Origin of the sequence: Peribacillus tepidiphilus, from assembly GCF_009466385.1 — a bacterium.
GTDB lineage: Bacteria > Bacillota > Bacilli > Bacillales > DSM-1321 > Bacillus_BN > Bacillus_BN tepidiphilus.
The window spans coordinates 1-23,877 of sequence record NZ_WIAQ01000016.1 but is presented as its reverse complement, the minus strand read 5'-3'; the positions used below and the strand labels follow the sequence as shown (position 1 = coordinate 23,877).

Here is a 23,877-nt window from a genome sequence, read left to right as displayed (position 1 = left end):
AAATGCAAGTGATGCCCTTATTTATCAACCTTTAAATGAAGAGCTCACTTGCATTATCAACCCTAAGTTAAAGCGACCAATTCCTTTATTTCTTCTGTCGAAAGCTCTGTAATCCAGTTATCACTTTGAATAATCTCATCATTCAAAGCTTGTTTTTTATCTAGCATTTGATCGATTTTTTCCTCTAACGTTCCAGTGCAAATCAGCTTGTGCACGTGGACAAACCTCTTTTGCCCAATCCGGTACGCCCGATCTGTTGCTTGGTTTTCAACAGCAGGATTCCACCAGCGATCATAATGGATGACGTGGTTTGCAGCTGTCAAGTTTAATCCGGTGCCCCCAGCCTTCAAAGACAGGATAAAAATCGGAAATTCACCATTTTGAAAGCGGCTAATCATCTCATCACGCGCATTTTTCGACACGCTTCCATTTAAAAAAGGCACCTTTATCCCGTAATGCTGCTCAAAGAGACTTTGGATCATTTCGCCCATCCCGATATATTGCGTGAAGATCAAGCTGCTTTCATTTTGCTCCATCACAGCATCCATCAGTTCAAACAGCTTATCTAGCTTAGCTGAACGCTCCCGTGCAAAAGCCACCTTCTCCTCCTTCAGGTATAGGGCAGGATGATTACAAATCTGCTTAAGCTTCGTGAGCATTTGCAAAATGACACCCTTACGTTCAAATGTGGACAACTTGTCGATCTGAGCAAATGTATCCTTCAGCAGCTGTTCGTAAAGGGAGGCCTGCTCCGAGGTCAGTGGCACAAACTCTTTTTGCTCAAGTTTGTCTGGTAGATTCAGTGCTACGTCTTTGTCTTTTTTCGTCCGGCGCAATAAAAACGGCTGAATCAATCTCTGTAGATCTTTAATTTTTTCCGTTTCTTGATCCCGTTCAATGCTTGCCACGTATTTTTCCTGAAATTGTCGAAGCGTACCGAGATACCCCTTATTAATAAAATCAAAAATCGCCCAAAGCTCGCTCAGCCTGTTCTCCATCGGTGTTCCGGTCAACGCAATGTGATGGCGCCCCTTTAATTTCCGGGCAGCCCGCGACTGCTTCGTACTAGCATTTTTGATATTTTGCGCTTCATCCAAAATGACACTGCTCCAATAAACGGAGGAAAGCTCCTCAAAATCGCCATGCGTCATGCCGTATGTGGTGAGCACAACATCATACCCGCCGACAAAGTCAGCAAAATCCTCGCCTTTAACGCGATTGCTCCCATAATGTAAATACACCTTTAAGCTTGGAGCAAACTTTTCAAGCTCCCGCTGCCAGTTTCCGAGCACAGAAGTTGGACATACAATGAGTGCTGCTTTTTTGGCCGGTAGGGAAGAGACAGCCCCCGTTTCGGCATTTTTGCTTGGCAAGGAAGAGACAGCATCCGTTTCGGCATTTTTGGCCGGCAAGGAAGAGACAGCATCCGTTTCAGCATTTTTGGTTGGCAAGGAAGAGACAGCATCCGTTTCAGCATTTTTAGTTGGCAAGGAAGAGACATCACCCGTTTCAGCATTTTTAGTTGGCAATGAAGTAATGGCAGCTGATTCGTCTTTTTTGACTGGCAATGAAGTAACGGCAGCTGCTTCCTCTTTCTTGACTGGCAAGGAAGGATCAGCAACATGTTTTGACGTATTAACTGGCAATAAAGGATCAGCAGCTGCTTCGTCTTTTTTGGCGGAGACGGAAGTGTCGACCGCCTCCAAGTCCTCTTGCTCTTTAACCGACAACAGGTAGCTGATCACCTGAACGGTTTTTCCAAGCCCCATATCATCAGCCAAGCAGGCTCCAAACCCGTGCTTGCGCAAATACAGTAGCCAGCTTAAGCCTTGAACCTGGTAAGGGCGCAGGGAGCCCTGAAAGGAAGGAGGAGCTTCCTGCATCGGGATCGATTTTACCTCTCGCAAAGAGGCCATCAGCTTTTTTAAATCCTTGTTCAGCTCAAACTGAATTTTCATGAAGTCGGAGAGATCCTCTTCCTCATCCTCCATCACTTCTTCTTGAAGCAGCTCTTGATAAAACAGCTCGCTTAAAGGAATGCCTTTATTGTCTGCCGTTTTCATGAGCTCCTGTATTTGCTTGATTAAAGAAGGATCGAGCTTGACCCACTGGCCTTTTATATAGACGAGCCTTCTCTTATCCGAAACAAGCTGCTGGAATTCCTCCTCGGTTAAATCAGCGCCATTCATCGAAATTCGCCAATCAAAATCCATCAACGCGTTCAAGCCGACATAGGAAGGTCCTCTTGTTGATTGGCTTTTTACCCGAGCCTTGACCTTAAGCTGCGACTCTTTGATCGCGTTCCACCAGGATGGAAGCAGGATTTCCGCACCCAGGAACAGCAGCTTTTCACTTGCTTCGGTTAAAAAATCCCAAGCTTCCGCTTCGCTCAATTCCTGCTTGATTTGTCCGTTCGTACCTAGCCAAGGAATCAGACTCAACCAGCCCTGGATTTCTTCTTCAACTGCATGTAAATGAGCCTTCCAGCCGCGCGGCAGCTTTTTTTCTTTTCCATACACGTGAATGTCCGTTTCGTCCTTTTTAGAACGCAAAATGATTTCCAGCTCCCAAGGTCCTTCTCCATCCAACGGTTCGATCAGACGAAGACCAGCCGTAAAAGGCTTAGGATCCTCCTGTACTCCAATCCATTTGCTCCAGCGTTCCTCGGTAAAAAACTCCTGCAGCTCCTCTGAAGTCAGCTGCGATTTTTTTAGGGCGCTTAGAGCGGCTTCCCATTTTTCATGATTAGGAGCAAAGCTTTTCAAATAAGTATCAGCGGCTTGATTATAGAGCGTATGAATGAAGTCTTTGGTTGGCAGTTCTTCATCGTTTGAGAACACGATGGAATTTTTCCAAAAATCGGGCTCAAACTCTTCGAGCACCTGCTTAGGGAGCTGCCAGCCAATCTGTTCAGACTGAAGGCTGGAGAAATCCGGGATTGGTACCCCGCTCTTAATCGAATCATAAAGCACGGGAGCAGTTGATAAAAATAAAAACGAAAACTCATCCCATTCCCAGTCTACTAAGGAAGGAAAGCTGTCCTGTGAAAACAGCGAGACGATTCCCCAGGCATCCAGTACGATTCCGCCTAAAGCATCATTGATTTCAAGCTTCGTTCCGTAAAAGCTGGCCTCATCCCAAATGAACAGAAGATTGGCCAAAGCTTTTGGCTCAATCACAAATCCTTCCACGTCTGTTGCCGTCAATACATATCGTCCATCTTCCATCAGGGCAGTATGAACAATCAACTTACTATACATGAATTAGCTTTCCCCTTTGCAATTCTTCTTGAAAAGCCCGCATTCTTCGGGTTGAAGATTGAAGATTATCGATATAGCTTTCCCAAGCATTTTCCCGCTTCAATTTTTTATAAATGGTTCGCAATTTTTTCAAATAACGGACAGCCTTTTTATAGCTTTGGCGATTTTTCAAAAGAATGGCATCCGCAACAAGCCGGTGATAAATCGGCAAAAGCAGAGCGGGATCATGAGCTTGGATTTTCTTTAAAACCTCCGAGCTAATCCGATCAGGATCTAAGCCGACAATAATTTGCAGCTCTACCCATTTTCGATATTGTCCGTTAACAAGCAAATAATTGGCATACAGGTAAAAACTATAAGGAAGGCTTATTTGAAAAAATTTTTCCAGTAGATCGATCCGGTTGGTTTTGTGACAGAAAATCTGGATCGGAGAAGCAATCGTCCGAACAAAATCTGCTGCTTCATAATAATTGTCAAGCTTCTTTAAAAATTCCTTTAAGTTCTGATTTAAGAACTCAATAAAAGGAAGCGCCCGCATTTCATGGTCTAAATCGTTAAGACGTTGAATCCAGTAATATAGGTATGGACAGGCATCTGGTCCGAGCTGAGAGAGTAAGGATACGGCTTGCTCATCTTTATCATTTAAAAGGGATAGGTGAATTGCAGCAATCATGTAGGTGTTTGTCTTTTCTTTCGGAATGTCGCTAAGCTTTTCTTCAAGCTTTTTTAATTCTTCCTGCCGCCAATCCTTATTCTTTAATAAAAAGCTCCAAATCGTGCGGTACAAATCGACTTTTTCGTACTCCAAGCCATCAACACCGATTGTCAGCCGTTCTGTGTCCTTTTTGATGCCCTCAAAGAAAGCATCGAACGCAAACGGACGAGCTTGTCTTGTAAGCACTTGAATGGCATCGTGTATTCGTTCGTTAATACCTTCTGATTTATAATGCAAGAAGCTTTTTGTAGCATACGGTATGTTTGCACTTTGGATCGTTTCAGACATCATCAAGAAGATCTGAAAGTTTGTCACAAAGCGGTACATGGCCTTCCATTCTTGTTCAAAAGGAGCCTTTGCCCCAATGTTCTGCATCAAAAGGTCCCATTTATTTTGGATAAAATAAGACGGTATATGAAGGTTTTCAATAATATGCCTTTTATAGCAATCCGCTGCGAATTCCTTCCATGCCTCATAGCTCCGTTCTAAGGTTTGGGTTTTAGAAAGAAGGTCCCTCGCTTTTTGTAGCTGGATTTCCTGTGACACAAGGCTTGTAGGCTTCTTCCCATTTTTCCACGTGGTCACCCATTCGCTAACGCTCCCAACCTGTTCATAAGCAGAAAAGAAGACAGCCATTTGATGGCGGCAGATGAAGTCTTGCTTGCACGTACATGAACCGTTAGCGGGTGCTAGTAAATCAAGCTCCACTTGAACAGGCGTAACATCCTGGACAGTAGCCCTTATGAAATCCGCATTCATTGTCAGTTTATAAACGAGCTCTTGTCTGTAAAGCACGAGACCGCGCTGAACTGCAACCACATCATCTGCCAGCTTCGGGCTTAGTGTATCGCTTAGCTCCTCAGCAAAAAACAACAATTCTTCAATCGCCAACTCTTACACCTCCGAACCTTTCCGAAAAAACATTCTTCTATTATGAAACCGTTACAAAGTCGAAATCTTGAAGCTAACTTTCGAAAAAACATATTCTTCTATTATACCCTATCTGAGGGACATTTTTAACGTGCTGGAGTTTTTTAGCGAAATTTCGGGAGTCTAATGACATAGATTCACAGAATTATGGTAAGATAAATTTATCTTTTCTAATAATTTTGAATACTTATGCATCGGAAGTGAAAGCATTGAGTCAAGAAAAATACGGTCCGCGAGATCAAAACTTTTATAAAATGATGCTGGCGATGACAGCAGCTTCCATCTTAACGTTTGCGAATCTTTATTTTGTGCAGCCGATTATGCCGCTGCTGGTGAGATCTTTTCATGTTAGTTCAACAAAGGCCAGTCTTTCGTTGTCCGTCTCTGTCATTTCTATGATGATCGGCTTGCTCGTTTTTGGCTTCTTATCAGACCGAATGGGCAGGGTTTCAATTATGAAACTCACACTCTTGTACTCTGTTATTCCTGTACTCTTCATGCCAATGGTTCCTACCTTTGAAGGCTTCCTTTGGCTAAGGTTTATTCAGGGCTTTTTCATCGCGGGGCTTCCGGCAGCCGCCATTGCCTATATTAGCGAAGAGGTCGCCTCTTATAGCATCAGCCTTGGAATCACCATGTATATAGCGGCAAACGGTCTTGGTGGAATGGCAGGGCGCGTAGTGATTGGGTATATTGCAGACGTGACAAGCTGGCAAACGTCTGTGTATTGCCTGTTTGGGCTCGGATTGGTTCTGCTGCTACTATTTGTGCTGTTCATTCCGTCTTCAAGACATTTCAAACCGAGCACGATTAGTATTCGGAAGGATCTTTACGGCATGTTTGTACATACAACCAACCCTAACCTGCTTCCGGCATTTACAATGGGTGTCATGCTGCAGGTCGCTTTTACGGGGACTTGGACGTATTTACCGTTCTATTTAGAAGGAGAACCCTTCAATCTTTCGGTAAAAGATATTTCCTTCACGTATTCAGCATACTTAACAGGAGTAGTCGGCTCGATTGTCGCCGGTCGGATCGCAGCGGTGATCAAAAAAACGACTATTATATTTGCAGGAAGCTTCACCTTGATTTCAGGAGCTTTTTTAAGCTTAATCCCGTCTTTAACCGCCGTTATAATCGGGATGTGCTTAACGTGCCTCGGATTTTTTATCGCGCACTCTTTGATGGCAGCTCTCGTGAACGAAAGAGCCTCCCATCATAAAGGGGGAGCATCAAGCTTATATCTCGTAAGCTATTATATCGGGGTAGCAACTGGAGGAACGGCAAGCGGCTTTGTTTGGACGGAGTTTGGATGGACCGGGGTTATTTTCATTTCCCTTCTCATCATCCCGGTAGTGGCCTGGGTCAAGTCAACTGGGGACAAAACCGTTGTTCATTCAAAAGAAAAAGTGGCCTTGTAACTATATTCCATTGAGAATGGGGGGTACCGATGAATCATCGATACTGCCTCTTTTTTTGTGTGTGCCATTGATTATTCGTTAGAAAAAGGTATTGGCGAGTATTTTCTCCGAACTGGCGAGTATTTCAGCTAACTTGGCGAGTAAATCCGGTAATCCGGCGAGTATTTTGCCAAACTCGGCGAGTAAATTTACAAAACAGGTGAGTAATCCCTATAATCCCAGCTTCTTTAATCGAGCTAAGCTTTTTAGATTATATCAAAAAAGTGCACGATCCCTTTTTAAAAAAGAATCCTGCACTTTTTGTTAAACCATTTGTAAACTATTATAAAATGACTTATTTTTTTATAGTTGTATTTTACTATATTTATAGTGTATAAATGACATGAAGAGGTTTCCACAAAATGTCTTTTCTTCATTTGTTTATGCCCTTTTTATTTGATTGATTTTCTTTTGGATATAATCGATAAACTTGAAATCCTTTTGGATTTCGAATATAGAAATCGATTTCTCGTAAAATAAAAGGGCTTTTTCAAGAAGCTGCATATGCTCGTAATTGTAGCCAATTTGATAGTAGAGCTGTCCAAACAAATACATACTATGGTTTTTTATGGCTTCATTTATCGCATTTGAGCATGTATCAATAGATTCCTGATATTTTTTTAATCGGGTCAGCACCTTTGCTTTATTGTAGGAAAGGCGTATGATCAAGGAGTCATCTCTTACAATGGGCCGTTTTTTAAAATGCTCAAAAGCCTCGTTGAAAATGTCCAGCGCTTCTTCATGACGGTTTTCTTCCAAATGGATGATCCCAAGGCTGTTTAAAATATCCAACTCTCTTTCAGACCATACTTTTTCATTGCTATGGGTAAGAGAGAGGGCTTGCTTGAGAAAGTAAAGCGCGGTATCCGTATTCTTATTTAGCTCGTATTCATAGATTCCTTTGTACCAAAGCAATAATTGAAAGTGTTCGTTATTTTGGGTAAAAATAGGATTCTTCATTTCTGAATCCACAATTTCTTTTACTTCATCAAAGCGCATTTCCCTTGTTGCAAGACGAAGCTGGTGTTCTACTTCTTGTATATAATCAAGGCGGGGGGTCGTTCCAGCGTCAAAAAAATAATTGATATCGACTCCAAGACGCTTTGCAATCAAATATAAGGTTGCTGCCGAAGGAGAGACTTCACCCTTTTCGATTTTGCAAATCTGCGCTTGGCTGCAAATCCCTTCAGCTATTTCTTCTTGAGATAAGCCTAGTATTTTTCGAATTTCTCTAATTTTGTTTCCTACTAAACATAAATCCATCGGTCGAACATACCTCCCAACAATATTCTAATTGTTATGAAATAGTACTAGAAAAAGACAGAACGAACAAAAGCTCTGGGAAATTCAGCGAAAATCACTTCAGGCGAGCTTAAACTCCATTTGGCTGTCCTTTTAGAAAATGGTTAAATGAATGTGATCCCTTACATTATATTACCATTTTAAATTTTTTCTGGAAAAAAGATATTCCTATAGGGGTATTTGTTTAGAAATTTTTGTAACTATATGGGGATTTTTGTAACTATAGAGGAAATTTGTAATGGAATATGATGAAGAGGGAGTGAAACCCCTATTTTTATACTCGATTATAGGGAAAACCCCTAATGGCCCACAGGCAAAATGTAGCCTGTGGGATTTTTTTGCGGTGTCGGTGTCACGGTGTCGGTGTCAGGCACCGTTCGTGGACAATTGTCTTTTTGCGGTGTCAGGCACTGCCCGTGGACAAATACACAATATATGTCCGCGTACAAAAGACAACGGGGAAGAAATGGTATCCTTCTTCAAAAACTGTCTACTGGAGGTGAACAAAACACTGTGGAATGTCTTTCTGCGGTGCCTGACACCGTATAGATGACACCGCCTTGTGAAGTACCATTATTTACATTGTTAAAATTGCTTTTAGCCTGTTATGATGAAAATTGTTTTTAAACTTTTCATTTATTCAGGTGATTCTATGAAATACTATTATAATATGGATATTATTAAATTCTTTTGTGCGATTGCTGTTGTCCTTATCCATACAACAGGCTCTTTGCCACAGTATGAATTAGCTACCATGACCAATTATTATTTTTATCGGCCTTTATTAGATATTGCTGTTCCTTTTTTCTTTGCAGCTTCAGGATTTTTTCTATCATTAAAACCAATTTCTTATTACAAAGGTTATATTAATAAAATATTAACCTTATATATATCTTTCACTATTTTTTATATAGCTTTTAAATTTCTTCTTGTTTTTTCAGATCGTCTTTTCTTGGGTAAGCCTTTTTGGACAGGTATTGAAAATATTTTAAAAAATTTATCTTTAACTTCATTATTAAATGGAACCATAGGATCCTTTCATTTATGGTTTTTGCCTGCCTTGATCATAGCAGCTTTTCTGTTATTAGTTTGCGTTCATTTTTCTGTTAAGCCGAGTGTTACATTTTTAATTTCTTCCATTCTATATTTGGCTAATCTGACAGAAATGATTACGTTCAACGATGTATTTCAATATGGTGGATTTACAAAAGGATTTTTCTATCTTTCTATGGGCTACTATATCGGACACCTTAAAACGGATAGAATAAAAAATCCATTTATAGGTTTTTGCTTATCAGCTTTGCTCTATGTAATCCTGACAATCTATCAATCAAGCTTAAACGTGGTTTTTCTAATGATTACTACTTTTTATTTAGTGACTGCTTCAGTAAAGAAGCCTGGAGAAAAAAGCCTCTTGTCAAGATTGGGTAGCTATTCATTAAATATCTATATCCTTCATATTTTCTTTTACCAAAGTATTAATAAGATCCTTATATATTTTGGATATCATGAATTCTATAAATTAGCCTACTATTATGTAATTGTCACACTTCTATGTATCGTGTTATCCGTTATTTTTTACGAACCGATATTCAAACAGTGTAAGCGGGTTAAACAGTGTCAGGCACTGCCCGTGGACAAATAACGATATTTGTTTTCTGTGAAAGGACAGTATGAGAAAGTGTCGCACTTTCATTCCACAAAAGAAAGAAGCACCCATTATTCAATCGAATGGCGTGCTTCTTTTTTAAATAGTAGTACTAAATTTCGAATGTCCATGAGAGAAAGACAAAATCGATAAAAATGTCTTTTTACGGTGCCTGACACCTTACCGTTGACACCTTACCGTTACCTCCAGATAAGCGCCATGCTGCATTTTTTTGTTATGTTGATTCTTCCAATTTGGATGAATGATTAATAGGTAGCTTGCGCTGGATTTTAACGGTTTTACAGGAATGACTTTCAGTTGTTTATTTGTAGACGTTTGAATTCTTACAGCCTGTTCTTTATCACCTAGTTCAATGAGAGAGACATCTGAATTCTTTAAATCTTTCCAGTTCATAGAAGAATTCATTTTTATGGTGAAAACTTTATTGGTTGGTACATTCTTTAAATCTGGCAGTTTTGTATAGTTTTTGAGTTCAGAAAGTAAGAAGTCACGATGGCTGTATACAAGCTCTTTACCAATAGGAGTCAGGACATCTGGTTTAACTCCCTTTCCTTGTACAGCAGTTCCATTTGGACCGAAAAATTCTGCTGTCGTCAGTTTCAAAACACTTTGGTCACTAAGAGAAAAAAGGCTTTGCATAACACCTTTTCCATAGGAAATTTGACCATAGATTTTTCCTGCTTGTTGATCCTTTACAGAAACGGCGGTCATTTCTGAAGCGCTTGCACTCATGGAGTTAATGAGCAAAGATACAGGAGCATTCCATGTAAGCTTTTGTTTAATAGGTTTATAGGAATAACTGACATTTCCTTTATAGGTTAGTTTAAAAGCATCTTGTACCTTCGGAAATAAACCGAGTACATCTTGAGCGGCAGATACGTAGCCACCCGGATTACTTCTTAGATCAAAAATCCATCCCTTTATACCTGGCATAGATGAGATGGCTGTTTGTATCTCATCTCCGGCGTTTAACGAAAAGCTATTTAAACGGATATAGCCAATATTTCCAGCAAGCTGCATTTTTTCCACATTCGGTAACTCAATAACTTCTCTAATCAATGTTTTTGTACTCGTTGAGTTAGTGGTAGCTCGATAGAATTCTAGGGTTACAGCAGTATTTGCTTCTCCGGTTATTAACGTTATGGCTGTTTGAACCGATTCCCCAGCTAGCTTTTTGCCATTTACCGATAAAATAATGTCACCGGCCATTAGCCCTCCTTTTTCAGCTGGGCCACCCTTGATAACAGAAGTAATTTTTACCCCTTTCTCATGTTCTTCTATGGTTATACCGATTCCGACAAGCTTCCTTTCAATAGCAGAAACGAAACTCTCGTATTCCTCCCTTGTCATATAAACAGAGTAAGGATCCAGTTGTCTGGTTAAGTCTTGTATGGTTGTACTACTCAAGACGGAATCAGGAACATCCTTGTAATAATACTCTTTTACTACATTCTTAACCTCATCCAGCGGCTCTGCAGCATAACTGGTTGTTGCAGTAAGAAAAATAAGAATGGAAACGAATACAGAAAAGTAGGTACGTAATAATTTCATAGACACTCCTCATTAAATAGTTGCTGATTACTATTTTACCATTGTAATAGGTACTAGACACCAATCAAAATAGGAATGGTTACCCATCCCTATCTATCTCATATTCATACTGAAAAATCTTCCTCCCCTTGTAGCAACAATAATTTGTTGACCTACGACGATTGGGGATGCTTCAATATTTGCACCTAAGTTGATTTTATGAACAATTTTCCCTCTTTGGTTAATGAGATAAAGGTTTCCAACGGAATCACCTTGAATCAGATAGGCTTTTTGATCCTTTGTATATACTGCGACTGTTGAAGACCATGCATAATGGGGCAGTGTTAACCGCCACATTTCCTTTCCTGTTTTAGTGTCTAAGCTGATCAGCAAACCTCCGTTGAAGGTTTTGTATCTTGATATAGTAAAAATGATTTGCCCTTTTAATGGTCCTGTTCCGATAATCGGGGTTCCTAAAACTCCGCCATTTACGGGATTTTTCCCTTTAAGAGAAAAACCCGGTATTTTTTTCTCCCAAACAACCTTTCCTGTCAGACCGTTTAGTTTTTGTAATCGAGCAAAGCCTTTGGTACCTTGTTTATCAATCTCTGAACCGGTATACAAAAAAGGAACTCCGTTTAGATCCTCAATGACCAGGCTCGCATCTGTATCATCATAAGCTTTATTGGACCAAATCGGTGTTTTCTTGATTACATCCAAAGCATGTATTCCGCCGCCGTTATCTGCAAAGTATGCAATATTTTTGTACACAGCAATTGAATTTTCAATTCCTTGGTAAGCGTTTTGCTGCTGTTTATAACGATACTTACTTATAACAGGAGCTACTTTAATTTTTTTTGCCTTTGGATTGTATGCTGTGTTGAGTTTGATCATGTAAACAAGACCGTTTTCTCCTCCAAGGATCATCGTGTCATCTTCTCTGTTGATAAGCGGAGAGCTGTCGAAAGCTCCCCATCTTCGGTAGGCAAATGAATCGATCCCCGGAATAAATGCCAGTAAGGAATGATCAATTAAGCTATAAATTCGATAGCCAATTTTTCCTGTCTGAGGAATTCCTTGGCCTACATATAAAAGAGGATATCCCCGCGGATCGAGTGCTACACTTCCCTTAATTGGATTATGTATATGAATAGGATTCCGAGTTTGTTTACCAGTTCCCGGGTCTAGGAAATAGACTTTTCCATCCAACGAACCATAAACAATTTCTTTAAAATTTGCCTTCTTCTTATATTGTGGATATAGATTCATAATCTGTTGTTCTTGTTTGTTCCATTCTATTATACATGGCTGCCCCGTCCAGCCTGCCCCGCCGCCCCATCGTGGTGAAGAAGAAGTACGGAAGGACCAGCTCTTCGTTAATTTACCTTCTTTAATAACTGGCGTACCCCATGCTGCGTTGTTTCGGAACGGGCCACCTCGGAAGGTTAGAATTCCATTGACGGTTTGATATGGTTCTGGGAAGGGCTTAGTGAATATTTTGACGTTATTACTAAATTTATAGTTTATACTTTTACTGCTCGGAAGCGGGCTGACCTTAATGGGTTCCCAGCCTTTAGCGTTAATTGTGTCTGCACTTACGTTTGTTTCAGTGATCCACCCAGCAAAAAAAAGAAGAGACAAAAAAGATACGACTGCAATTTTAGTTCTCATAGTTTAAAGGTCCCCTTTAGTTACGATATATTCTGAATTGTATTTCTTTTTGAATGGGACTTACCCGCATATGGTAAGGGGTGCCTATGCCAAGATCCCATTTTATTTCTGTCTATTTTTTTAGAGTAAAAGAAAAAGAGAGTTCATCATCTTAAAGGGTGGTAAACTCTCTTATATCTTTTAGGTTATATGAAAATTAATACCAATCTGTCTTAGTGTGCGTGAAATCATATTTGTCTTTAAAACCTCTTATATCCTGCAAATCTTAATTTGTAATAGGATTCCTCCACCGAACTAATCGTTACCCCTTTGCTAGAACTAGCATGGATAAATTGATTGTTTCCTAGATATATGCCCATGTGTGTAATAAGAAAAGGATTGTTCGGATTTGAATAAAAGAATATAGCATCTCCAGGCAGAGGATTGGATACAGGTTTGCCAAGATCGAAATAAGTGGCTGCAGACAATCTAGGGATTTGGTAGCCCACTTTTTTATAGACATAGTAAATAAATCCGCTGCAGTCAAACCCTGTCGGTGATGAACCCGCCCAGGAATAAGGAATCCCCATTAACTTCTTAGCTTCTTCTACGATCGTATTTTGAGATTGACGATCTACTGTTGGGCTTGTTGCAGAATTCCCATTTGGACTTAAAATTTTTTCTTTTTCAGAAACGGGTATTTTAAGGGTTTGTCCAATCTTTAAAGCCTCAGATTTTAAATTGTTCAGTATGTATATTTGTTGTACTGTTGTGCCAAAAGTATTGGATATTTTCCAAAGGCTGTCCCCTTTTTTTACTACATATACTTTAGTAGAGTTTACAGTTGTAGATGGACTCGTGTTAGTATTTGGAGTTGATTTTGTTTCAGTTACCGGCTGGGGAAGAACGGCGGTGCTGCTGTTTGTAGATTTTGCTACGATTAGCTTTTGGCCTGGATAAATTAGATGATCTTTCATATTATTCCATGCTTGTAATTCAGCTAATGTAATATTGTGTTTGTTTGCAATTTTTATTAATGTATCACCAGAAACAACCGTATAAGTAGCCGTTTTTGTCGAGCTCAGTATAACAGTATTGGATTTAGAGGCTGAGAATTGATTAGCCCCAGAAACCTTAGAGATCTGATTGATTTTATGAGATGATTGTTTGTTCAACTCTACTGAATTTATATGGTTTTTTGCTATATTAGATTTATAGGTACTTGCCATGGCAGGTGTGACAAAAGTTGCGGATAAAATAGCCGCAGTAGATAAAACGGCAGTTCTTTTTCTCAAATTATTCCACCTCTCTACAAGCTTTTGAAACTATTTTATCAGAAAGAAAGGACCATAACCAAGCTGATTTTGTTAATTTAAGAGATATTTCTAATATAAATGGTAGAATCATACCGATATAAATAAGAGATCTATTATAAGAAAGCAGGGGAAGGATATGAGGGGAGCGTTATTAGCAATTTTGATGTTGGTCTGTTTTTTATCGGCAGAATCAACAGTTTCGGCTATGGAGCAGCTTAAGCCTAAAATTTCGAAATATCGGGCCAATAGTTTGTTTCAGCAGCAAGAACATGTGTCTAATGAAATGATTGTAAAGTTTAAAAAGGATACATCTGATCGGGAAAAATCAGAAATTCTTCAATTGTATGGCGTTAAAGAGCTTTCGCATATTGAAAAAGGAGATTTTTCACTTGTTATAGTACCAAAAGGAAAAAATTTGCAAAGTACAGTAGCTGAACTGATAAAAAATGAGCAAATAGAGTTTGCAGAGCCCAATTACATAATTGAAAAAAACTATACACCAGTCGATCCAAGCTACGGAAAGCAATGGTATTTAGGAAAAATTCAAGCACCAAAAGCTTGGGATATTACAAAAGGCGCATCTACTATTACGGTTTCCGTTATTGATGGAGGAGTTCAAACCAATCATCCCGACTTAGCTGGAAAAATCGTATATCCGTATAATACAGTAAATAATAGCAATACCTATCAGCCAGATGTTCACGGCACCCATGTTGCAGGAATTATTGCAGCGAGTATGAACAAAATTGGCATAGCTGGAATCGCTCCGGGAGTAAAGATTATGCCGATAAACGTTTTTAGTGGGGAATATGCTGAATTATATGATATTGCAGAAGCAATCTATTATGCTGCCGATCATGGGGCAGATGTCATAAATTTAAGCCTAGGTGTGGATTCATATAGCTACGTAATGGAAAGTGCAGCTCATTATGCACAAACAAAAGGGGTAGTGCTTGTAGCTGCTGCAGGAAATGACGATACAAATGCATATACATATCCTGCTGCTCTGCCTGATGTAATCGGTGTTAGTGCAACAGATAGCAGCGATCGAATTACACATTTCTCGAATTATGGAGAGTATATTGATTTTGCAGCACCGGGGGTAAATATTTACTCAACGGTAAGCGGGAGTACTTATCGATTGATGAGTGGAACCTCGATGGCTGCACCCGTTATTTCGGGAGTATCGGCGCTCGTACTGTCGAAGAATCCATTTTTAACCCCAGCACAAGTAAAAGAGATTCTTAGAAAATCCGTAGTGGATTTAGGTTCAAAAGGCTGGGATCCATTTTATGGGTATGGTAGAATTGACGCCTATAAAGCTTTACAGAATACTCCAGCGCCTGTTTCAAACATCGTTTCCTCTTCCAGTACGTTTACGGTTACGGGCACAAGCAGGACCGCTTTCTCATTTAATGCACCAAGCGGAACGACCATATCGCTTTATGTACAGAACTCCAAAGGAACAACGCTTCGAAAAGTAGTTTCTGATAAAAAATGGAGTGGCGGAAAGTTCTCAGCCGTTTGGGATGGGAAACTGGATAATGGAATGTTTGCTTCGACTGGGACCTATAGAATACTGGCAAAGGTTGCAGCGGGCGGCGAAACAGTCTATAAGACGATGAATATAAAAGTAGTAGATCAAGTAACACCTTCCGTAGCGTTTTCAAGCAGCTCAACAATCTTTTCACCAGCTGTTCAGGGAAAGATCGTCATTCCATATATTCTGAATAAATCAGCCAAAGTATCGGCGGCGATTTACGATCAAGCTGGAAAACCTGTAAAAACTCTTTATTCCAATTTATCCATTGCTGGCGGAAAGCGTTCTGTTACATGGGACGGAAAAAACAGCAGTGGAAAAAGGGTTGCTGACGGAACCTATAAACTCACCATTACTGTAACAGATAGCAAGAAGGCAAAAAGATCTTCTCATATTCTTATACAGGTAGACAGCGAAGCTCCGACAGGAACCATAGCTACAGACTCGAACATTTTTAAAATGAATGGAACAGAACGAAACAGCTTGAAGATTGCAACAAAAGAAACGGTTTTCATGAGTGCCTATGTAACGACAGAACAAGGCATTAAGGTTAAAAAGCTTCTTGGAGAAAAATCAATCAAAGCCGGAAGCTATACACTTAGCTGGGATGGAAAAAATGACCGCAACGAGTTTGCAGAAGAAGGAAATTATCAATATCTTATAGAGTTGAAAGATGCAGCTGGCAACAAAACGGTCCTAAAAAGTAAAACCATTTCCCTGCAGGATTGGAGAATCCCGGTTATACAATCGATTAACAGCCTGAATTTTAAAACCAAAAATGAATTGTCCATTCCGTATACATTGACAAAAGCGGGAGCTGTGACCGTACAAATATACAAAGACAGTGCTGTCATTAAAACCCTGCAAGAAAATGTACCGAAGTCAAAAGGCGCTCAAACAGTACGGTGGGATGGCAAAGACCTTAATGGAAATGACGTAGAGGATGGAACGTATCAATTTAACATTACGGTTACAGATTCCTATGGTCTGACTTACACCTATACGGGCAGCATCCTTGCGAACTTTACAACTGTAGAAATAGCTTATCCCTCTGTAGTAGCTTTCTATCAAGGAGAAGAAATCGCGGCTGAAGTGTTTTTCCGGCTGTCGATCCCGGCGAATGTTTCAGTAAAAATTCTGGACGATTCCGGTACTCCTATTAAGACGGTTTTAGACAACGTTCCGATGCAGGAAGGCATTCAATCGTTCACATGGGATGGTTCGGATGATGACGGATATTCTGTATATCAGACCTCCTTCCAATATGTGATCACAGCCAAAAGCTCAACAGGGAAAGAAACAATAGTTAGCGGGAATATGAACAATGAAGAGGACCCATCATGGCTGACTTCACATAATATGGAGTTTGTCCCTTCTGATGAAGATGAGTACTACAATAAACAAGTCATTTTCCATTTTGACGTGGCACAGCCGGTGAAAGCGTACATTTATATTTCAGAAGATCCGTATAGTGACTATTTTGATGAAAAGGAAATTTCTTTAAAGAAAGGAAAAAACCAATTTACTTATACGAAACCGGATCTCAACGATCTCTTTTACGTCATCGTATATGAAGATGAACTAGGAAACGAGTATGCATATAGCTTCTGGGAAGCAGAATGAAAAAACTCAGGTACCGAATAACTGTTCGGTACCTGAGTTTTTTTCATGGAAGTTCTGCCTGCCTACTGTTTGGGCACTTCTTCAACAGACGTAAATTTTTTAAGAAGCTTCTGCTCCTCGTTTAGTAAGAAGACTTCGTTTTGCGCATTGATATAGGCTGAATGCCAATTTTCTTTTAAATCGGCTACCCTTGTGAGTGTGGATTTTTCATATAGGGCATTTTGGGTAAAAATATACTCCTTGCCCACTTGAATCACAGGGCTATTAAATTTTGCTTCAATAGCATCCCAATAATCCTTCGGAGCGAAATGCGTTGAATAATACAAACCGTATTCATCAACAAACAGTTCTCCATTCCCCTTAAAAACATCCCTCGGTGATTGCTTGATGACCTCTAAAGTATCCGTACGGATAGAATAGATGTATTGGCCGTGATTATCATTCACATAGAGGATCGGCCCATTCGGATCCAGTTTAAAATCAGCTTCCATTGTATTTTGAATGGTATATTGATTTGGGTTTTGAATCTTGCTGAAAAGCAGTTCGGATTTTCTCGTTGCTCGATCGTACATATAAATTTGGTCATGATAATCGTTATAGCCATTTGAACGATAGAAGATTTTATCACTGGCAATCTCGATGAGTCCTGGAGTCGTTGCTGTGTAAATGTACGATACAGGACTAGCTGGATTTTTTGACGCAACCGCAATTTTATGAGCACCTAACAAGCCAACATAAATTTGATCTCCATACATCTCAATATCTGTTGGCTCTGATCCAATGATTACTTCTTTTTCAACCTGTAACGTCTTTGCGTTTATATAAAAAAGCTTATTCGCTGCTCTTGAAATCCCGTAAATTTTATCGTTGCTTTCATCATACACCCAATCCGTTAGGTTGTTCTTAAACACAAGCTGGTTTGGCGCTGTTTGAATATCAGACTCCTCTAAAGGGAGGATATTTACTTTCATTTTTGTTATTTTACGATCTGCCCAGTTAAAACCATAAATATTCATTCCAGAATCAATGACGATTCGGTCTGATTCTAAAGGAAGATCTCGAACTTTCGTAAAGGTATTTCGATTGAAAACAGCCTTTGGGCTAAATACATAATTTCCTTTGACTGCTATCACATCTCTTGGATATCCAGCTGGGTATGTTCCTTCCATTTTGGTTAAATCAGAAGCATTAAAACGCATGCTTGAGAAAAACACGCTTCCATTTTCATAAAATAACGGACCTCCGCCAAAATCATGATCGTAGTTATCGCGAGAAAGAATGGTATTCGTTTTAAGATCGATGGCAGTCAGACGGTGGTCACCAAGATATAAAATGTCCTTTACTCGGTCAATGCCCATTGCAGCGCCTGCAAACTCATAATCTAAGAATGGAGCCCCAGGCTTTTCGATCAAGGTTGTGTATTTTGTTGACAGATTGTAATCATGAATCTTCGACCATGTCTCATCAAGCAAATAATAAATATGATTTTTATGGACGATAAAATTTTTAGCATTGTAGATCCGAAGTGTTTCAGGCTGAGCTGAAAGTGCTTTTGGATTAATGACTAGTGTAGGGTTTGCAGCGACATACAGCTTTCCTTCATACAATTCAAGATCAACTGGCTTTTGAACAATCATCTCTTTAACGAGAGCTAAATTTTTTGTCGAGTAGATATAGAGTCGATTTTCATGCTCAGAGATCACATACAAATATCCATTTGCTTCGTCAACCGCCATATCAGACACGGTAATCGAGTCGTTTAAAGAAGCTTGAGCAAGGACTTGATATCCATCCTTTAAATGGAAAAGTCTTTGTTTTATGCTCGCTACTGTTGCTGGATGTTTGAGAACAAGTAATTTTGCTTGAATACTTTGAGTTAGACGATCGATCTCAGCCTGCGCAGTATGATTTTTTACCGCAGCCTCTAATGCGATCATTTCTTTCGTAACCGCATCGATTTCCTTCTTTATAGGAAGGATATTTTTTGTATAAGGAGTGGCAGCGGCTTGAGCAGGCCTTAAATACTTCGTATAAAAGGCTGTTCTTGCCGCACTGTCGTACACCTTTCGATAAGCTAAGTCCGATTGAATAATTTGCTGAATCAGTGTATCGTACGCTTTTTTCGTTTTGTCAGACCATGGATTAAGTTTATATTCCGTATTAAAGATTTTCAGATCAGCTGCTAAATCTCTGGAAGAATAGACAGCCCCGCGAAAGGCAGTGGTTTTGATCAGAATGGTTTCCACATTTTTTATTCTGACACTGTATTTAATTTGGGTTGTTTTGCTTAATGTTTTAACTGCAGCCTTCGTCTTATTTAAGTAGTCTCTTGTAGTAACAAACGTTTTATTATCTGGTTCTTTAAGAGCTGGATTTCCCTTGTACGTAATTTGGACAGCTAATTTCTTGCTGCCTGCCTCAGCGTACTTTAAATAGGTTTCGGTTTGTTTAATGGTTGCTGCATTTGCTGTAGAGCTTTCTGTACTGAATAAGAAAGCAAGCAAAAAAGCTGCCAACAAAAAATGCCTTCGTTTCATTCAGATCCTCCTAACTAGAAAAAATGTAAATATTTCGCATTCTACATATTTCTCATTATAGTAATTTCCGGATGTTGTTTATATAGGGAAAATGTCCATTTCTTAGGGTATGGATAAGAGTAGGTAATGAGAGTGAAATAAAAAAGGAAATGAAATAGGTCTACTTTAATACTTTCGAGGAGTTTTTCTCTGTTTTTTATTGTAGGAGTGGAAGATGTATTGACAGTTTGTAATAAAAATTGATATTTCTTCAAAATTTATAGGTTTATTCAATTAGGACTTTATTTTTATGTTTTGTCATAATTACCCACAAGCAAGAATAGTATGTTAAAGTGCTTTTATTGAAAGTTATTCCATTAAAATACCAAAAACAGAAAAATATTTGATTACTAATCCAAAATTGGAAACTATTTCAAAGGAATAACTAGAAAATTTTGAGTAAAAAAGCTAGAATTTACAAGAATTTTATAATAAAATAGGTATTGCAAGAAGGAATTGGAACTTCCAATTTCAATGATATAACTATGGCTTAATGACTAGTAAATAGAAAAATATACAATAGCAGGTTGTTATTTCCTCAAATTACTAGTATAATAGTCGTTAAGTTTGTTAGTTGTCGAAATGTTGATGTTTCATGTCAAACTTTCGACCGACTACTTTAAATATGAAGGGAGATTACAAACTTATGAAGAAGAAAGCAATTAAAATCGCTACTGCTTCTGCGATCGCTGCTTCTGGTTTTGTAGCAGTTGCTCCAACTCAGTCTGAGGCTGCTCCAAACGTAAAAGCTGAAGTTTCTAGAGCAAAAACTGTCATGTACAATGCAATGTATGCTTATAGCAAGCCATTCGTTGCTACTGGCGAAATGGTGGATCAAGCTGTAGTATACGCTGCATACAAAAAAGGGGAAGCTCAATACAAATATGCAGTAAGCGTTGTTAATAAATACGCTCCTGCAAAAGAAAAAGCTGCTCTATTAGCTGACCTAGACAAAGTTCGTAAAAATTACTTACTTGGCCGTGCGTTAAACTACATAAAAGCATTCAACGCTCTTGAATTGCATGTAGAAAAGGCTGCAAAAGAATTAGAAGCAGCTCTTGCAACAAACGACGAAGCTAAAATCAAAGAAGCTAAAGCAAACCTAGAAAAAGTTTACGAAGCTCAAAAAGCTGACCTAAACAAAGCTGTAGAATCCAGCATCAAAGCTCACGTAAACGAATTAGCTGCTACAGTTGTTGAAACAGCAAAAGCAGCTGCTGAGAAGAAATTAGAGGAAATTGCAGTTCCGAAGGTTGAGAGTGTAAGTGCGATTACTTCTAAATCTTTAAAAGTTAAATTCAACAAAGCTGTTGACTCTACAAAAGCAACTTTTGAGGTTAAAAAAGGTTCTGTAAAAGTGAACTACGCAACAATCGCTTGGAATGACGCTAAAACAGAAGCTACTGTTGAACTTGAAGGTAAATTTACAGCTGGTGATTACACTGTTAATGTAAGTGGATTAACTGAAACAGCATTAACTGGAACTACAACAGTTACTAACGAAAGAGTAGAATCTGTTCAAATTCTAAGTGAAAATGCAGTTTTAGCTTCAAATGGAGCATCAGTAACTGTTGGGTACAAAGTTGTTAACCAATATGGTGAAGATATTACTGCTACAACTCCTTTAACTGTAAATGCAGCTGGTACAATTGTTAATGGTACTGTTACTGCTTCAAAAGGTGTGGCAACAATTCCAGTTGCTAACACAGCTAAAGAAGGAGATTCAATCGTTTTAACTCTTGTTCATGCTGATACTGGAAAATCAGCTTCTTCAACAGTAAAAGTATCTGCAAAATCTGTAGTTTCTGAGATTGCTATTAACGGTCTATATAATAAAGACGGAAAAGCTTTAACTGAGACTACAGACTTATCTAAAGATGCATTCTACTTATTGGTTGAAGGTAAAGATCAGTACGGTAAAGTAGTAAATGAAGCAGCTCTTGATGCACAAAATGCTGTGATTGTAAACCAAACAAATGCTTTAGTAGCGAACGTTTCAACTGATTTTGAAACAATCAAAGTTAATGGTAAAGACGTTACAGCATTAAAAGTAACTGGCACACCAAAAGCTGGTGAATCAACTGTAATGATCATCTCTACTGCTACTGGTAAAAATGCTTCTTATACAGTGAAAGTTGAGGAGAGTCAACGTACTGATACAGTTACATTTGAAGTACCTAGCCTAGTTGTTGCTGGTGAAAAATTATTTGTTCCAATTCAAGTACTAGATAAACAAGGTAACCTAGTTACTGATGAAAAAGTTGTAACTGACGCAACTAGAGGTATTAAAGTATCAGGTGCTACTGGAGCAACTGTTAAAACTGTTGACGGTAAACTAGGTGTAGAAGTTGCTGCGGGTAATGTTTCAGAAGGATATTTATCTTTAGTAGCAGTTTCTTCAACTGGAAAATCTACTATTGCTAACATCCAAGTTAAAGCAGCAGCAAAACCTGTACGTGTAGAAGGAGTAACTTCTGCGATTAAAACAACTGTATTAACAAATGCAGCTAATCAAGCGATTACTCCTGCTAATGTAAAAATCATTGACCAATATGAGCGTGAATTGACTACAGCACAAAAAACTGCTCTATTTGCTTCAGATTATTCATTAGTAATTACTGAAGAAAAAGTAAATGCAGGTGCAATTGCCCTTGTAAATACAAATGAAGTTGATGCTTTGGCAGTAGGTACTGAAAAAGTAACAATTTCAATCAAAGATGTAGTTAATAATAAAGTACTTTCAGGCAGCGAAAAATCTGTAACTTTCCGTGTAACTGATGGTAAAGAATATGTATCTTATCAAGTAGACACAATCGGAAATGTTTTTGATGAAGTTGGTGCAGGCTTGGGTAATAGCCCTGCTTACGATAAAACATTAAAAGTTTATGGTATATTAGATGACGGAACAAAAGTACAACTTTCTAATAGTGAATTCACTGTAGATGCACCTTCATACTTAGATTATAATGCTGGTACATTTGAAATGAACGGAAATGATGTTCCTTATGCAACAGATGCTAAAGAGCACAAAGCAAATGTAACAGTTACTATTAACGCAACTGGTCAAAAATTTGCTCAAGAAGTGACTGTTTCTAAAGTTAAACCAACAGTTACTGCTCTAAAGGTAGTTGATGAATCAACAAATTCAACTGATGTTGATACGAAAGCTGAATTTGATGAAATTAAAGAAGTTTCAAAAGTGACTTCTGGTTATGCACAAACTACAATTAGCGATTTGGTAGATTTCGCAGTAGTTGATAGTTATGGAGTAGTAACTCTTATTGAGGATGCTGCAGCTACAACTTATCTATCAGAAATTAAGTTGACAGTTACACCATCAAAAGCATTTGACGTAGTAATTACTAACAATAATAAACCAACTGCAACTGTTGCAGACTTAAACGTAGGTGAATCAGCATCTGTAGTCGCTACTGTAAATGGTGTGGAAAAATCATTTGTTATTGAAGGTAACTACAATGCTGATGCTGCTCAAACTGCAGTTGATGCTGAGCTTGCTCGTTATGAAAATAAAACTTATACTGCTACTGGTAATGCAGGTGATGCAGTAAATGCAGCTTTATTCTTAAAAGCTGCTGAAGTAGCAAATGTTGACGCAACAGTTATAAAGGCAATTGCTGTTAAAACTAATGCGGATTCTATCTTATCAGTTGATGCTGGTACAGGAGCAATTACATTAGCTGCTGATGCTGTTACTCCTGCTAATGCTAAGGCTGGTACAGCTACTCTAACAATTACATTTACAAAAGATGGTATTAATGAAACTAAAGATGTTACTATAACTGTTCAATAATTTAACCTTTATGGAACGGTACCTGAAAGCTCTGTGGAGAGAAATCTCTGCAGGGCTTTTCTTTTTGCGGCTCTATAATAAATGTTGGGGTTTTCATACAATTTTGGTCAAAAAAAGACACGCAACCCCGTCATTCTTTTATACTTGAATTGTCCAGAAACAAGTAAAAAGAATGGAGTTGCGTGTACTATGAATTCTATCATGAATATCCCAGGATTAAAAGACTGTCAGGTGATAAAAATGGAGGAGCGTAAAGGGGAAATCCTCCTCTATGTGGAAATGGAGCGAAAGCCACATCCTTGTCCTGACTGTGGTCAGCTCACCAACAAAGTTCATGATTATCGATGGCAAAAAGTGGCTCTATACTAAATGTGGTGGTCATGCTTATCATCTCAAGGGCTCAGATAATTCACAAAAAATGATTAAAAAATAACACCTTCTTCTCTCTCTTTGATAATCTAAAGTTGCCAACAATAGAAACCAAAGGGAGAGAAG

At 38.8% G+C, this 23,877-nt stretch carries 12 protein-coding genes; 5 read left to right on the top strand and 7 right to left on the bottom strand.

Features of this window, described 5'->3' with window-relative positions:
• Positions 1–62: 62 nt before the first annotated feature.
• Both GD441_RS17730 and GD441_RS10065 read right to left on the bottom strand, forming a co-directional pair.
• Entirely contained in the window at positions 63–3,260 is a 3,198-nt protein-coding gene (locus tag GD441_RS17730; protein WP_153126297.1) for a DEAD/DEAH box helicase, read from the bottom strand.
• Positions 3,253–4,866, bottom strand: a complete 1,614-nt coding sequence (locus tag GD441_RS10065) for an SWIM zinc finger family protein (RefSeq protein ID WP_153126295.1) — start codon at positions 4,864–4,866, stop codon at positions 3,253–3,255. The genes GD441_RS17730 and GD441_RS10065 overlap by 8 nt, the downstream gene beginning before the upstream one ends.
• A gap of 239 nt (positions 4,867–5,105) precedes the next feature.
• Here GD441_RS10065 and GD441_RS10060 point away from each other — a divergent pair, with 239 nt between their 5' ends.
• A complete protein-coding gene (locus GD441_RS10060; protein ID WP_420849683.1) occupies positions 5,106–6,326 on the top strand; it encodes an MFS transporter in 1,221 nt (406 codons plus the stop codon).
• Between the two features lie 420 nt (positions 6,327–6,746).
• Here the strand turns inward: GD441_RS10060 and GD441_RS10055 are convergent, their stop codons facing one another.
• Positions 6,747–7,628 (bottom strand): helix-turn-helix domain-containing protein, encoded by an 882-nt coding sequence (locus GD441_RS10055; RefSeq protein ID WP_153126293.1) that lies wholly within the window; start codon positions 7,626–7,628, stop codon positions 6,747–6,749.
• 691 nt (positions 7,629–8,319) lie between these two features.
• Here GD441_RS10055 and GD441_RS10050 point away from each other — a divergent pair.
• Positions 8,320–9,312, top strand: a complete 993-nt coding sequence (locus tag GD441_RS10050; RefSeq protein WP_191992151.1) for an acyltransferase family protein — start codon at positions 8,320–8,322, stop codon at positions 9,310–9,312.
• Positions 9,313–9,495: 183 nt separating this feature from the next.
• On the opposite strand, the gene GD441_RS10045 is transcribed toward GD441_RS10050, so the two are convergent.
• The 3 genes from GD441_RS10045 to GD441_RS10035 all read right to left on the bottom strand — a co-directional run bounded on the left by GD441_RS10045 (position 9,496) and on the right by GD441_RS10035 (position 13,811).
• Complete coding sequence (locus GD441_RS10045; protein ID WP_153126288.1) at positions 9,496–10,887, bottom strand: S41 family peptidase; 1,392 nt, start codon at positions 10,885–10,887, stop codon at positions 9,496–9,498.
• 93 nt (positions 10,888–10,980) lie between these two features.
• Positions 10,981–12,537: an outer membrane protein assembly factor BamB family protein gene (locus tag GD441_RS10040; RefSeq protein ID WP_153126286.1), complete on the bottom strand. Its 1,557-nt coding sequence runs from the start codon at positions 12,535–12,537 to the stop codon at positions 10,981–10,983.
• A gap of 239 nt (positions 12,538–12,776) precedes the next feature.
• Positions 12,777–13,811: a C40 family peptidase gene (locus GD441_RS10035; RefSeq protein WP_153126284.1), complete on the bottom strand. Its 1,035-nt coding sequence runs from the start codon at positions 13,809–13,811 to the stop codon at positions 12,777–12,779.
• A gap of 157 nt (positions 13,812–13,968) precedes the next feature.
• Here GD441_RS10035 and GD441_RS10030 point away from each other — a divergent pair, with 157 nt between their 5' ends.
• On the top strand, positions 13,969–16,995 hold the full coding sequence (locus GD441_RS10030; protein WP_153126281.1) for a S8 family serine peptidase: 3,027 nt from the start codon (positions 13,969–13,971) through the stop codon (positions 16,993–16,995).
• Between the two features lie 62 nt (positions 16,996–17,057).
• On the opposite strand, the gene GD441_RS17725 is transcribed toward GD441_RS10030, so the two are convergent.
• Entirely contained in the window at positions 17,058–19,532 is a 2,475-nt protein-coding gene (locus tag GD441_RS17725; protein ID WP_191992150.1) for a hypothetical protein, read from the bottom strand.
• Between the two features lie 685 nt (positions 19,533–20,217).
• Between GD441_RS17725 and GD441_RS10020 the strand changes: the two genes are divergently transcribed.
• Both GD441_RS10020 and GD441_RS10015 read left to right on the top strand, forming a co-directional pair.
• A complete protein-coding gene (locus GD441_RS10020; protein ID WP_153126280.1) occupies positions 20,218–23,382 on the top strand; it encodes a hypothetical protein in 3,165 nt (1,054 codons plus the stop codon).
• A 189-nt stretch (positions 23,383–23,571) separates the two neighbouring features.
• Complete coding sequence (locus GD441_RS10015) at positions 23,572–23,751, top strand: transposase family protein (RefSeq protein WP_153126278.1); 180 nt, start codon at positions 23,572–23,574, stop codon at positions 23,749–23,751.
• Positions 23,752–23,877 lie beyond the last annotated feature (126 nt).